Annotated in this window: 12 protein-coding genes; 5 read left to right on the forward strand and 7 right to left on the reverse strand. The window is 65.0% G+C overall.

Translation table 11 applies throughout. The annotated features are described in order from the left end of the window. Positions 1–75: 75 nt before the first annotated feature. From ADAD_RS0112095 to ADAD_RS15955, 3 genes are all read left to right on the forward strand, one after another. Positions 76–1143 (forward strand): hypothetical protein, encoded by a 1068-nt coding sequence (locus ADAD_RS0112095; RefSeq protein WP_237700819.1) that lies wholly within the window; start codon positions 76–78, stop codon positions 1141–1143. Positions 1144–1201: 58 nt separating this feature from the next. Then, positions 1202–3160, forward strand: coding sequence for an excinuclease ABC subunit UvrC (uvrC, locus tag ADAD_RS0112100; RefSeq protein ID WP_010414114.1), 1959 nt, complete (start codon positions 1202–1204; stop codon positions 3158–3160). A gap of 87 nt (positions 3161–3247) precedes the next feature. Beyond that, the gene (locus ADAD_RS15955; protein ID WP_033193348.1) at positions 3248–4249 is read left to right on the forward strand and encodes a sterol desaturase family protein; all 1002 of its coding nucleotides are present in this window, start codon (positions 3248–3250) and stop codon (positions 4247–4249) included. Positions 4250–4253: 4 nt separating this feature from the next. Here the strand turns inward: ADAD_RS15955 and ADAD_RS0112110 are convergent, their stop codons facing one another. The 6 genes from ADAD_RS0112110 to ADAD_RS0112140 form a co-directional block, all read right to left on the reverse strand. Then, positions 4254–4979 carry an EcsC family protein gene (locus ADAD_RS0112110; RefSeq protein ID WP_010414119.1) on the reverse strand — a complete coding sequence of 242 codons (726 nt, stop codon included), beginning with the start codon at positions 4977–4979 and terminating at the stop codon, positions 4254–4256. Positions 4980–5027: 48 nt separating this feature from the next. After that, on the reverse strand, positions 5028–5963 hold the full coding sequence (locus ADAD_RS0112115) for an acyl-CoA thioesterase (RefSeq protein ID WP_010414120.1): 936 nt from the start codon (positions 5961–5963) through the stop codon (positions 5028–5030). Between the two features lie 167 nt (positions 5964–6130). After that, positions 6131–7168 carry a GNAT family N-acetyltransferase gene (locus ADAD_RS0112125; protein ID WP_010414123.1) on the reverse strand — a complete coding sequence of 346 codons (1038 nt, stop codon included), beginning with the start codon at positions 7166–7168 and terminating at the stop codon, positions 6131–6133. After that, the gene (locus ADAD_RS0112130) at positions 7165–8073 is read right to left on the reverse strand and encodes a cupin-like domain-containing protein (protein ID WP_010414126.1); all 909 of its coding nucleotides are present in this window, start codon (positions 8071–8073) and stop codon (positions 7165–7167) included. The genes ADAD_RS0112125 and ADAD_RS0112130 overlap by 4 nt, the downstream gene beginning before the upstream one ends. Further along, positions 8070–9209 carry a GNAT family N-acetyltransferase gene (locus ADAD_RS0112135; RefSeq protein WP_010414127.1) on the reverse strand — a complete coding sequence of 380 codons (1140 nt, stop codon included), beginning with the start codon at positions 9207–9209 and terminating at the stop codon, positions 8070–8072. Before ADAD_RS0112135 ends, ADAD_RS0112130 begins: the two co-directional genes overlap by 4 nt. A gap of 157 nt (positions 9210–9366) precedes the next feature. After that, positions 9367–11472: a sodium-translocating pyrophosphatase gene (locus tag ADAD_RS0112140; RefSeq protein ID WP_010414129.1), complete on the reverse strand. Its 2106-nt coding sequence runs from the start codon at positions 11470–11472 to the stop codon at positions 9367–9369. Between the two features lie 186 nt (positions 11473–11658). On the opposite strand from ADAD_RS0112140, the gene ADAD_RS0112145 reads away from it, so the two are divergent. Then, positions 11659–11853: a hypothetical protein gene (locus tag ADAD_RS0112145; protein ID WP_139020450.1), complete on the forward strand. Its 195-nt coding sequence runs from the start codon at positions 11659–11661 to the stop codon at positions 11851–11853. Then, a complete protein-coding gene (locus ADAD_RS0112150; RefSeq protein ID WP_010414134.1) occupies positions 11850–12818 on the forward strand; it encodes a fatty acid desaturase in 969 nt (322 codons plus the stop codon). Before ADAD_RS0112145 ends, ADAD_RS0112150 begins: the two co-directional genes overlap by 4 nt. A gap of 3 nt (positions 12819–12821) precedes the next feature. Here the strand turns inward: ADAD_RS0112150 and thiL are convergent, their stop codons facing one another. Next, positions 12822–13694, reverse strand: a complete 873-nt coding sequence (gene thiL / locus ADAD_RS0112155; protein ID WP_010414137.1) for a thiamine-phosphate kinase — start codon at positions 13692–13694, stop codon at positions 12822–12824. Positions 13695–13804 lie beyond the last annotated feature (110 nt).

Below are 13804 nucleotides of genomic sequence, written 5' to 3' on the forward strand. Positions count from 1 at the left end.
ATAAATCAGCGGTTAAGCTGACCAGGCATTAGAGGTTCCGTCAGGATTACAAGTGTAGACGGAAGGGGTGCCTGGGTGCGTATTACAACTATCATTGTGGCGGCAGCGTTCGTGGCGAGTGCAGGATCGGCTCGGGCGGAGGATGGGCCGTGCAACGAATGGCGCGAAGCTGGCGTGATCGGCGATCTGCGATGCGAACCCGCAGACGGGGGCGCCGTTATCGGCGGCGGGGCGCGTGCATCCGAATACGCGCAGGTGTTCCCGCGTGCCTTCGCAGCTTTCGCGGATTACTTCGCGCCAAGCGAGCAGAAGGTTGCGCTGGTGGTGCAGCCGGAGGTTTCTGCGGAGCTGACGGCCGCGCTCGTCGCCGATGGCTACAAGCCGCTGCCCTGGATCGACAACGAGACGAAGGCCGCAATGCTCAGGGAAAGCATCGTTGCTCAGGTGGAAGCGCAGACGGCCTCTCTGCCGGAAGCCCAGCGCGCTGCGGTGGTTCAGCAGGCGCTGGCGAAGGCTGAGGGGGCCGCTCCCGCCCATGCGGACCCTGAGATGGAAGACGGCTCAATCGCCCATGAAATCGGGCACCTGCTGTTCAATCGATATTTCGACGGGCCCGAGACGGAGTCTGCCGATCGAACCGCGCGTTATGGTTCGAGCGCGCCCGACTGGCTCGACGAAACAGCGGCGGTAGCCCTGGAAAACGACGCTCAGACCCGCAGCCGCTATTTTGCCGCGCGTGAAGCGTACGATGCGGACGGCACGGTTCTGGCATTCCCCCTCGATACCTACCTCTCGATGGATCACCCCTTGTTGCAATCCGCGCAGGCGCTGAAGACACTGGAACGCGGCTCGACCGGGGCGGTGATGCTCTCGGGCGACGAGGCGACGGCTTTCCTCGAAGCTAGCGGCGGCAAGCCCGCGGCTTTCTATCGGCAAACCCGAATGTTCATCGATTATCTGATGGAGACGAGCGGCGATCCGCGCATCCTCTACGAGATCGCGGAGGCCTATCGCGATGGCAGCGATCTGAGCGGCTGGCTGGCGCGGTCGGGTGGGGAGAATGGCCTGCCGGAGACCCTGGAGGCGCTCGAAACGGAATTCGAAGCGTGGGCCAAGGCAAAGCTGGCAGACGCGGCTGCCTGAGCGGATAACCCGCCCCGCTGGCTGGCAACCAGCGGGCGCGCCGCCTATCTAGCTGGCCATGTCGGACAGCAAGGCAAACCGTCCCCACGACCCGCGTGGCAAGGAGCGTTTCAACGAGGAACGCGCCGCCTATACGGTGGCTTCGGCCCAGCCCGATCTCGAAGCCGGGGTCAACGCGATCCGCGAAACGGTTCGCACGCTCCCGCCGCGGCCCGGCGTCTACCGCATGCTCGATGCGCGCGGCGACGTGCTCTACGTGGGCAAGGCGCGCAGCCTCAAGGCGCGGGTGGCGAACTATACGCAGATCAACGCGCTCACCAATCGCCTGCAGCGGATGGTCAGCCAGACGCGGCGGATGGAGATCGTCACCACCAACAGCGAGGCGGGCGCGCTGCTGCTCGAAGCGCAGTTCATCAAGCGCTATCGTCCGCCGTACAATGTGCTGCTGCGCGACGACAAAAGCTTCCCTTTCATCCTGCTGCGCGCCGACCATGCCTTCCCACGCATCCACAAGCATCGTGGGGCGCGGCGCGCGAAGGGCAATTACTACGGGCCGTTTGCGAGTGCGGGCTCGGTCAACAAGACGCTTAATGCGCTGCAGAAGCTGTTCCTGCTAAGATCCTGTACCGACAGCTTTTTCAACAATCGCGACCGGCCCTGCCTGCTCTACCAGATCAAGCGTTGCTCGGCGCCGTGCGTGGGCCGGATCGACGAGGACGGGTACGAGGATCTGGTGCGGCAGGCGAAGGATTTCCTCGGCGGGAAATCGTCATCTGTGCAGCAGGATCTCGAAAAGCAGATGGCCGAGGCAGCGGAGAAACTCGACTTCGAAACCGCCGCCATCCTGCGCGACCGGCTGCGCGCGGCGACCTTCATTCAGGGCAGCCAGGCGGTGAACGCGACAGGCGTGGGCGATGCGGACGTCTTCGCGCTTGCCGCAAAGGGTGGGCAGATCGCGGTGCAGGCCTTCTTCATCCGCGGCGGACAGAACTGGGGCCACCGCGCCTTCTTCCCCACGCACACGCAGGATGTCGACAAGGACGAGGTGCTCGCCCGCGTGATCATGCAATTCTACGAGGAAGTGCCGCCCCCGCGCACCTTGCTGGTCGACCGCGAACTGCCCGAGGCGGAGCTGCTGGCGCAGGCGCTGTGCGAGGCGGCGGAGCACAAGGTCGAGATTTCGGTGCCCCAGCGCGGCGACCGGCGGCGGCTGATGGAGCAGGCGCAGCGCAATTCGGTCGATGCGCTCGACCGGCGGCTGGCCGAGACGGGCACGAAGGCGAAGCTCAACCGCGACCTCGCCGAATTCCTCGAACTGGAAGAGCCGCCGCAGCGCATCGAGATTTACGACAACTCGCATATCCAGGGCGCGAAGGCGGTCGGCGCGATGGTGGTCGCGGGGCCGGACGGGTTCGAGAAGGCCCAGTACCGCAAGTTCAACATCAAGTCCGCGCAGACCAACGACGATTTCGGGATGATGCGCGAGGTGATGCAGCGCCGTTTCCGCAACCTTGCCGAGAATCCCGACGGGGAGGAGGGCAAGCGCAACAGCCACGAAACCGTATGGCCCGATCTCGTGTTGCTTGATGGCGGCAAGGGACAGATGTCGACCGTGCGCGACACGCTGGCCGAGATGGGAATCGACAACGTCCCGCTGATCGCCATCGCCAAGGGGCCGGATCACGGGCGCGAGGGGCGCGAGGTGTTTCACTTCCCCGACGGGCGCGAGAAGACGCTGCCGGTCAATTCTCCGCTGCTGTTCCACCTCCAGAACCTGCGCGACGAGGTCCACCGCTACGTGATCGGCGCGCACCGGGCCAAGCGAAGCCGCGCGATTACCGCCTCACCGCTGGACGAGATTCCCGGCATCGGTCCAGCGCGAAAGCGCGCGTTGCTGCTGCACTTCGGCACCGCCAGCAAGGTGCGCGCGGCGGCGCTCGACGATCTGAAACGCGCACCCGGCATCAGCGATGCGGTGGCGCAGCAAGTGTTCGATTTCTATCACGCGGGTGCCTGAGAGCGCGCACGAGGCCAGAGACAGCCAAGGTGAAGTCTGGACGCGTCGCGTGATTAACCTTTATCATGTGTCGCCATGTCGAGGTCGATGCCACTCCGTTCTGCGATCCGCGATTTTCGCGGCATCGTGGGATCCGGAGAAGATAGCCATTCGCGCGCGATTCTCTGGCTTGCGGCAGCTTTCGCCATTGCGGTGGCCCTGATCCCGGCGCTGACCGGTGAATGGCGGGCCGAAATGCTTGGCGAACTGTCCGAGATTGCCGCGCTGTCCTTCGCACAAGGTGGAGTGGCCGGTTACGCTCTCGCGGGCCTGAGCGTTGCCGGATGGGGCCTCTTGCTGGCGAGCAATGCGCTGATCATCATCGGGGCGTGGTTCACGCTGGAAACCGCGCTGGTCGGCTGGCCGAAAAGCGTGAGATGGATCGGCTTCATCGTCGCGATCCACGTCGGCATGGTGGGCTTCTACTTCTTCGCCAATCCCTATATCCAGATGGTCCTGCCGATGGGCCTGTTCGATCCGCTCCTGGCCTTGCGAACCGACGCCCTGCCGGAAAGCTTCCGGTTCGTGTTCGACATCGTGCTGGCGCTGCTCTTCATCGTCATCAAGGGCTTCTTCAACTACTGGAAGCACCGCGCCAGCCACGAAATTCCGTTCCTGTGGCATTTCCATGCCGTCCATCACAGCATCGAGGATCTGGATGCGGTGACCAATATCGTTCATCCGGTCGACGATATGGTGGGCAGGGTCGCCACAATGATCATGGCGGCGCTGATCGGGTTCGAATACCAGACATTTGCCGTGCTGATCGCGCTGGAAACAGTCTATGGCCAGCTTCACCACACCCGCGCACCTTTGAGCCTGGGGCCGCTTGGCAGGATCATCGTCGACCGCAATTTTCACCGGACCCATCACAGCATGGATCCCAAATACTTCGATCGCAATTACAGCGGTCTGCTGGTGGTTTTCGACAAGATGTTCGGAACGTATGAGGCGCCCGACGGAAAGCCGATAATGACCGGAATTCCCGACCATCGGCAGCCGCATACGATTTGGGAATTCGCCACCGCCCGGCTGCGGCGGCGCGACTGAACGATCAGGCCTTGCCCGCGCGCAGACGGCGTTCCTGGAAGGCGAAGCGCGCTGCCTCACCCACGTCCCCCTGGAAGGAAACGTTCACCGCGCCGCCGATCACCGAGCCCACCAGCGGGACGACCGCGCCCACCCGGCGGCGGAAAAGTGCGATGGCTAGCGCACGCGATACGCGTTCCACCGCCTGTTCGATAATCGGTTCGATATCGTCCGGAGAGATCTCCGTCAGGCTTCCGTCGGCCGCGATTCCGGCTTCCAGGACCGCGATCCTCTCCGCCTTCTGGTCGCGGTCGTTCAGGCTGGCCAGTTCGAGCACCTGCAGCCGGAACAGCCGCTCGCGCGCGCCCTTGCCGTCGTAGCCGTAGGCGCGGCCCGTATCGCGGATGCAGCGCAGTGCCAGCGCGATGGTGGCCGGAATGTCGAGCCCCATGGTCAGAATGCCGCCAATGCCCGATGCCGCGCCGGTCGTCCCGCTGATGGCGCGGGTGGCAATGGCGACCCGCTCGGCTGCGTCGTGACAGGCCTTCAGATCGGTCAGATCGTGGTCGAACTTGATCAGCTGAGGCGTTCCGATCGCCCGGTCCATGCCCTGCAGAACCCCGCGCACGAGGCTGTTGGGGACCAGGCCCGCCACCGCCCCACCTACCGGATTGGTGATCTTCTCGAACCCGCGCCCGATCAGGGACGGCTTGGAGGTGCGGAAGGCCTGCTGCTGTTTTTCAAAATCCATGAAAGCCGAACGGACCTTGAGCCCGCTCGTTCCGGATCTGACAAAGGCTTAGTCGGAACCCGACTTGCGACGCGCCTGGCGGATCATGCCTTCCTGCGCAGTGCTGGCGACAAGCACGCCGTCGCGCGTGAAGATGCGCCCCCGGTTGTATCCGCGGCCGCTGCCGGACCAAGGGCTGTCGGTTTCATACAGCAGCCACTCGTCTGCGCGGGCGGGCGCATGGAACCATATCGCATGATCGAGGCTGGCGCTTATCAGTTCCCCCCTCATCCACGAGAGGCCATGGGGCAGGACGGAGGTGCCCAGCAGGGTATAGTCGCTGGCATAGGCGATCACCGCGCGGTGCAGCGCGGGATCGTCGGGCAGGGAACCGACCGTCTTGAACCAGCTGAAGCTGTGCGGCTCGCGCGGTTCGGGGTTGAGCCACTGGTGCCGTCCGCTGGACCGCATTTCGATGGGCCGGGGGCGCATCATCAAGGCCCGCTGGCCCGCGGACATCTTCTCTCCGAAGGCTTCCAGCGCTTTCGCGCGCACCTCGTCGTCCGTCACGAGGCCCTCGGGATCCGGGACGTCGGGCATGGGTGCCGCCTGATGTGAGAGGCCTTCCTCGGGTGCCTGAAAACTGGCGGTGAGATTGAGGATGGGCGTGCCACCCTGGCTTGCCACCACCCGCCGGTTGGCGAAGCTGCGCCCGTCGAAATCGCGCTCTGTCGCGTAGTCGATCGGCGGGCCTTCCTCGCCCCCGCGCAGAAAGTAGGCATGCAGCGAATGCGCCTGCTTGTCTTCGCCGATAGTGGCCTGCGCTGCCTGAAGGGCCTGCGCGATCACCTGCCCGCCGAACACGCGGCCCTGGCCGCCCGGCTGGGCCGGGCCGGTAAACCGGTCCTCGCCTTCGCGGATAGGGCTGAGCAGTCTCACCAGATCATCGGTGAGGTCCTGCGGGGTCGGGGCATTGTCTGGCGAGGCAGTCTTGTCAGAAGGCATGGCATGTTCCTTGCGGGCTCGCGCAGGCAAAATCAACGCAGCTTAGGTCCGGGCAGAGGCAATCCGGCATATTCCGTCCGGCAACAGGCCGAACAGGTGGGCACGGAGCAAGACGGATCGATGCGCTTGCGAAGTCTGGAAGAGGAGCGCCAGCTTGGTCGCGTCAGTCAGCGCCGCCACAGCAGAGCGGCGATCCGGGCCAGCAGCGGATTGCGCACGAACAGCAGGTCCACGACCGTCGCATCCTCGTGTGCGCCCATCTGGCTCTTGTATCCACCATCGCCGAGCCCCCAGTCGATCCGCGCGAACCCCCGGTCCGCCGCATCCTCGAAATCGTGGTAGAGCAGCACGCGACCGGGGCTGAACTTGTTGAATTGCCGGTCGAAATTATTGGCGATGCAATAGCGCGTGTCGCCCGTTTCCAGCCCGAAGGTGAAGGCGGCAGGCGTTTCGCCCACCCACAGGATATGCCCCCGGATCATTGCCGCGAGTGCCGGGTCCTCGCTGACGCGCTCCCAATATCGGCGCAGGTCCGGATCGTGGAATTTCGTATCGCCACCCTGTTCGAGCTGGCCGACCCATGATGCCGCTTCGATCTGCGCGATGGCATCGCGATCCTCCGCGCTCCAGTCGAGCCCGCTATAGGTCGTGATATTGACCGGGCCGGTCTTTTCGAGCTGGCGAACCCGCCAGCGATCCTTCTGCTTGCCCTTGGTCGACGGCCACGTGCCCGATGCGCGCAGGGCGACCAGATCGAGGCAGAAGAGCGATCCCACGGGCCGCTCGACGCAATGCCAGCCTGCGTCGACCGCCGCCTGACGCAGGATCCCCACCGCAGGATCGTCTGCTATAACCGGGCCGAGCCGCCATGCGTGGCCAAGCGCCTCTCGCGCGCCGCGCTGTCGCAGCGCTTCCGCGAGCGTTTTCGCGCTGGTGTCGCCGGGCATGGGAAGCCCGCGGAACGGCCAATAGGCGCCGGCCGCCTGCGCGATGGAGAGCGGGCCGAAAGACCTGGACACCAGGCCCAAGCCCAGAAGCGGGCGCCCCTCGCTCCCTTCAACGATATGCGTGCGGAAACTCGGATCGTCGACGGCGCTGAACCACCGCTCGCGCAGGAACGCGCGGCGTGGATCGTCGGCGTGGGCCAGTGCGTCGATGGCAGAGCCTGTGGCGTCGCCCTCGGTCGGATGGCTGAGTGCGTTCATTTCGGGGCGAGCGGCGGCGCGGGGGGACCGAACAGCTTGCGATAGGCGCGAAAGCCGACGCATTTCATCCGGTTGGAGCCGGGCCAGCGCTTGGGCGGTGCAGGTTGCATGCCGGCCTTGCGCAGGATCGCGTTGAAGCAGCGCGCGCCGGCTTCGTCATAGCTCCAGTCGGATCGCCAGGTGATCGACAGCGAGATCGAGCTTGCCGGGCCGTTCTTCACGAAGTGCGGCGCCATCACGGGCACGAACAGCGCTTCGCCGGGGCCGATGGCGTATTCGCTGCCCCCCGTTGCAAGTTCGTCGCTCCAGGTCAGCTCTCGCGGGCCGCCCAGGTGATAGCTTTCGTGCATCCAGTCCGGCGCGTAGCGGCCATCGCCAGCCGGGAACTGGGTCATCACCTTGCTGCCTGCGATCTGGAGCAGGATATTATGCTCCGGATCGAAGTGATAGGGCGTCACCGCATCGGGGCTGGAAATGAACACGAAGCCCTGCGGATGCAGCATCGCGCCGGTCTTCGCCTCGATGGCGGGCCGCAGCTCTTCCAGCAGTTCGTGCAGCAGCGCGCGATATCGCTCGTCCTGCTCGATATTCTTGACCGCCGCCCAGCTGTTCGTCTCCGCTATGCGGTGGATCGTATCGGTGATGGAGAGACCGGTCGCGCCCGGTTTTCCGTCGATCCCGATCGGCAGATCGCCGCGATTATACTCGATGGAACTCTCCGGCAGCCGCCCGGCGAGTTCGGCCAGCGCGTCCAGCCCCAGCAGCGGATGGTCGCGCAGCCGATGCGGCATCACCAGCGGCTGTTCGGGATAGGCAGCGGCAAAGGCGGTGCGCGCCTCCTCCGGGAATACCTGACCTTCGGGAGTTGCGGTGGTATCGTTTGCGATGTTCGTCACGGCATTCATGGGGCAACGCACCTTTCCAGTCTGCGGCTTTCGTATGAGATCAGGCGGCTTCCGATGGCGCGGCGCAGGTGCCCGCCTATCGCGACATTGCGCGAGACGAGGCTGCGCTGTTCGCGCCAGAAATGGTCGATCATGGGGTGGTCTGGCGCCGCGCAGCTATCGCACCAGGAGATCTCGCCGCGTTCGAGCAGATCCAGATTTTCCTTCTGCAGCAAGACCCCCGGCGAGTATTTCGCAAAGCGTTCGTCGAAGGCGGTCTTGAAGCTGAAGCTGCCGGGCGGGGTGAGGAAAGTGACCAGCATTGCGATCGGTTCGCCATCGAGCCGTATCGACAATCCTTCGACACGCCCTTGCGCTGCCGCGCCGGTCAGCGTGTCGCGGAAGAATTGTGCCCGTGCGTCACTATTTGCGAGAGAAGACCCGGCGCGCCCTTTCCAGCTGGCGGCTTCGAGCGCCAGAAACGCATCCGCCCACGGAGCGATCTCCGCTTCGTGCGTCGCCCGTTCCACGGTCACGCTGCCCTGTTCGCCCAGCCTGCGCGCCTGGCGCCGCAACTCCTTGCGCTTCTTGTTCGGCAGGGACTGTTCGTAATAGTCTTCGGGAGAGAGTTCGGAAAAGAGCAGGGCGCGCGCTTCGCGTTCGACCGTGCCGAGTGGGCGCCCGCTCTCGCAGGCAAGCTCGGCGAGTACGGTGTCCGGCCCGCAGCCTTCGGGCAATCCGGGAAGGTGGAGAAAGCTGGCGATCCCCGCGTGCTCGTCGACCCAACGCAGGAGCGCGGACCAGAACATGGCCTCGAACCCGCGCGCGATCAGGGGAACGCCGCAAAAGGCGTTCTCGTGCAGCCAGACGGAGAAATGCGGGACAGGCCGGCCGTAGTAGTTTCTCGAGAGCCTGATCGGGACCAGCGCGACGAGCCGGCCGTCACACTGTAATTGGGCGAGCGATACGCTGCCCTGAGGGTCGAAGGCCTCGAGCGAGGGTTTCAGAAACCAGCGTTCGAAGAAGGGGTTGGGCTCGCTGGCGGAACGGGCCAGCTCGTCCCACTGCGCGGGATCGGGCGTTCCTTCCTTCCACGAGGCGACTTCCAGACCGGGCGCACGACCGCTGGCATCGCCGAAATCAGTATCCACCAGCATCGCAGCTGCGCCGCCTTTCCCGTCGATCGAGCCTTACCGTGGCGTTAAGCCTAGCTTCGAAAACCTGAGAATTGCTTAAGTCGCGGCGGAAAAAGAAAGGGCGCGACCCCCTGCGGAGCCGCGCCCTTCGGATTGGACATGCTGTCCGGCTGTCAGATCATGCAGCACCCGCCGCCAGCGCCGCGAGCAGCAGCAGCGCGACGATGTTGGTGATCTTGATCATCGGGTTCACCGCCGGGCCCGCGGTGTCCTTGTAGGGATCGCCCACGGTATCGCCCGTCACTGCGGCCTTGTGCGCCTCGGACCCCTTGCCGCCGTGGTTGCCGTCTTCGATGTACTTCTTCGCGTTGTCCCACGCGCCGCCACCGGCGGTCATGGACAGCGCGACGAACAGCCCGCCGACGATCACGCCGAGCAGCAACGCGCCTAGCGCCGCGAAGCCGTTGTCCTGTCCCGCGATCAGCGTGATCACGAAGTAGACGACGATCGGCGCGAGCACCGGCAGCAGCGAAGGCACGATCATTTCCTTGATCGCGGCCTTGGTCACCAGGTCCACCGTACGGGCATAATCAGGCCGCGAGGTGCCATCCATGATGCCCTTGTCCGCCGCGAACTGCTCGCGCACGTCCTTCACCACGTCGCCTGCGGCACGGCCCACGGCGGTCATGCCCATGGCGCCGAACAGGTAGGGCAGCAGCGCGCCGAGCAGCAGGCCGACGATCACGTACGGGTTCTCGAGGCTGAAGTTCACTTCGGCGTTCGGGAAATATTCCGCGATGTCGGTGGTGTAGGCGGCGAACAGCACCAGCGCGGCGAGACCCGCCGAACCGATGGCATAGCCCTTGGTCACCGCCTTGGTGGTGTTGCCAACTGCGTCCAGAGCGTCGGTCTTCTCGCGCACGGAGTCGTCCAGACCTGCCATCTCGGCGATGCCGCCAGCATTGTCGGTGACAGGGCCGTAGGCGTCGAGCGCCACGACCATCCCGGCCAGCGCCAGCATCGCGGTCGCCGCGTAGGCGATGCCGATCAGACCGGCGAGCATGTAGGCCACGATGATGCCCGCCACGATTACCAGCGTGGGCAGCGCGGTCGCTTCGAGCGAAATCGCAAGGCCCTGGATCACGTTGGTGCCGTGGCCCGTCTCCGATGCCTTGGCGATGGAGCGAACCGGGCGATACTCCGTGCCGGTGTAGTACTCGGTGATCCAGATGATCAGGCCCGTGATGACAAGGCCCACCATGGCGGACCAGAACAGGTCCATGCCGGTGAAGGTGGTCAGCTCACCGCCGCCGATCTCGGCCCCCATGTCGCCCAGCGCCCATGCGGTGACGGCATAGATCGCCGGAATGGCGAGGATCGCGGTCACCAGGAAGCCCTTGTACATCGCTCCCATGATGTTCTGCTTGCGGCCCAGCCTCACGAAGTAGGTGCCGATGATCGAGGTGACGATGCACGCCCCGCCGATCAGCAGTGGCAACGACATCAGCGGCAAGAGCAGGTCGCCTGCAGTGGTGAGCAGCAGGGCGGTGAGAACCATGGTGGCACCCACGGTGACGACATAGGTTTCGAACAGGTCGGCCGCCATGCCCGCACAGTCGCCGACATTGTCGCCCACATTGTCCGCGATCACGGCGGGGTTGCGGGGGTCGTCCTCGGGAATACCCGCCTCGACCTTGCCGACCAGGTCCGCGCCGACGTCCGCCGCCTTGGTGAAGATACCGCCGCCCAGACGCGCGAAGATCGAGATCAGCGAGGCGCCGAAGGCGAGGCCGACAAGCCCGTCGACCACTTCGCGGCTGTTCGCCTCGAAGCCCATCGGGCCTGCCAGAATGTAGAAGAACACCGCGATGGCGAGCAGCGCGAGGCCAGCCACCAGCATGCCGGTGATCGCGCCTGCGCGGAACGCCAGTGTCAGGCCCTGCTGCAAGCCGCTTTGTGCCGCAGCGGCGGTGCGCACGTTGGCCTTTACCGAGATGTTCATCCCGATATAGCCCGCCGCGCCCGAAAGCACGGCGCCGATCAGGAAGCCGACAGCGGGGATCCAGCTGAGAAACACGAGAACCAGCACCGCGACCACCACGCCGACGATGGCGATAGTGGTGTACTGGCGGTTCAGGTAAGCGCGCGCGCCTTCCTGGATCGCGCCCGCGATCTCCTGCATTTTCTCGTTGCCTGCTCCGGCACCGAGAACCTGTCGGCTTGTGAATATTCCGTAGATGATGGCCAGCAGGCCCAGTCCAATCGCGACGAGAACGAGTTCCACGCCTATTTCTCCCCCAATATACGCCGAACGACTATTCGACGGGTTGCCATTCTTTTCGGCAATCCAATAGCCGCATGGCTAGAATGGGCAGGTGTCCGGTGCAAGCCCTCGCGCGATTTCTGCCCAGCTCACCACCACGACTCGCGGAGTCTTGCGGGATTCCGTGGTTAAGGTTAGGTTATGGCCATGCAGGTCGCCGTCGAGAAACTGTTCGCCATCATGCCGTTTCTGTTCGGCATCGGCTTCATCGCGCCGTTGATCGCACAAAGCATGGCCGTGTGGGGGTGGGAGGCGCCGTCGGGGATGTCTCCGATCATGCTGGGTCTGCTGATCGGTGGAAGCTGGGGGCTCTACGCGACCATCAGGGGGCGCTGGATATGACCGACAATCCCTCGACGCCCGATACGATCTCGCAGGAGGTGTTCGACCGGCAGGAGGCGGACGGTAGCGCTCTGCCACTCGCAGCCGACGACAGGCTGGACCGGCACACACGCGTCGACCTTCTGAAGCAGGAACGCGCCATTGCCGCCAAATATCAGGGCGGGCCGATGTGGGGCTACGTGGTCGCCGCGCTGGGTGGCTTCGCGGTGTGGCTTGCGCTGTTTCCGCTCACCATGTTCGGCGTGGTGCATCCGCTGATCACGCTGGTGGTCTCCACCTTCCTGACCGTCGCCGGTTACGTCACCTGTCACGAAGCGATGCATGACAATATTGCCAAGCGCGGCAGCCGCTATCGCTGGGCCAACCAGCTGGTCGGCGAGGTTTCGCTGCTGCCGATCGCCGTGCCCTTCAGCATGGGCCGGGTGACGCATCTGGAGCATCACAAGCACTGCAACCATCCTGAGAAAGACCCGGACTATACCGACGAAGCGCCCAACTGGTGGATGGCCTGGTACAAGACCTGGTGGAACCGCCAGCCGCGTGTCGATGGCACGATCAACCGCTACAAGACGGTGTGCATGGCACTGGACACGCGGGAATCGCGCATCGCGCTGAAGCAGACCATGGTCGTCCAGCTGATCTACCTCGCCACGCTCTTCACCATGGCGTGGAACGGCTATGCCATCGCGGCGGCGGTGTGCTGGTGGCTGCCCCGCCAGCTGGGGCTCAGCTACATCCGCTATTTCCTCAGCTGGGCGCCGCATCACCCGAGAGAGGGCCAGACGGAGCGGTATGTGCAGGCCAACATCTTCAAGAGCCACGTCGGCCATTTCCTGTCGATGTGCATGGAAACGCACCTGATCCACCACCTGCATCCGGGCATCCCCAACCACAAAACCAGGGCGGCGTATCTCGAGATGAAGCCGATCCTGGAAAAACGCGGGGTAGACTGCTCGGCGCTCTAGCGCTCAGTGCTGGTAGCCGAGGCCCCGGGGGCCGTCGTGCCATTCCCCGTCGAGCCGAAGCGGGGTTTCTCCGCGAGGTTCGACAGAGCCGATACGCGTGGCCGCCACGGGCAGCTGCGCATCCGCAGGCGCGGCGAACAAAAGCGCATAGTCGTCGCCCCAGCGCAGCGCATCGTTCCGCCGTGCTTCCGGTGCAGCGAGGGGAACGGCCCGGCTATCCAGCGCCAGCGTGACTCGACTTGCCTCTGCCATGCGCCACGCATCGAGCAGCAGGCCGTCCGAAACATCCATCATCGCGGTGACGAGGGGGGCCAGGGCGCGGCCCTCTGCCAGCAGCGCGATGGGGCGGGTGAACGGCGTGACATCTGCGGTGCCGCCTTTCGCAAGCGCTTCGAAACCCATCATGGCACCGCCTGCCGATCCGCACAGATACACCGCGTCGCCCACCTGCGCTCCACGACGCGAGGGGACGGGCGAATGGGTTGCGCGGCCGATGGCGGTGAGGCTGAATGTGCGCGGTCCCTCGCCGGAGACGGTATCCCCGCCCAGAAGCGGCACATCGAATGTACCGAGCGCCTCTTGGAGCCCTTCGAGAAAGGCCGCGTCATCCGCGCCGATCATATAGCCGAGCAGGACGCCCACCGGCTCCGCGCCCTTGGCCGCAAGGTCGGACAGGTTCACCGCCAGCAGCTTCCACGCCACATCGGCGAGCGATTGTTCGGGCAGCCAGTGCACGCCCTCCACCATCATGTCCTTGGTGAGAACCAGCGTTTCCTCGCCGACGCGCAGGACGGCCGCATCGTCCGCCAGTCCGCGGGCCGCCGGGTCCGGCGCAAGCGCGCGAAGCGACTGGATGAAGGCGAGTTCGTCGGCCATTGCGGTACGCTATGCCAGCCGCGCGCCCTTGCGTCACGCTGCAGCGCGTGGAGCGCGCCCGCTTGACATGGCGCGGGCAATCGCGAGCATCGGCGGCGGGTCGCACTGCG

It is taken from the genome of Citromicrobium sp. JLT1363 (assembly GCF_000186705.1).
Lineage (GTDB): Bacteria > Pseudomonadota > Alphaproteobacteria > Sphingomonadales > Sphingomonadaceae > Alteriqipengyuania.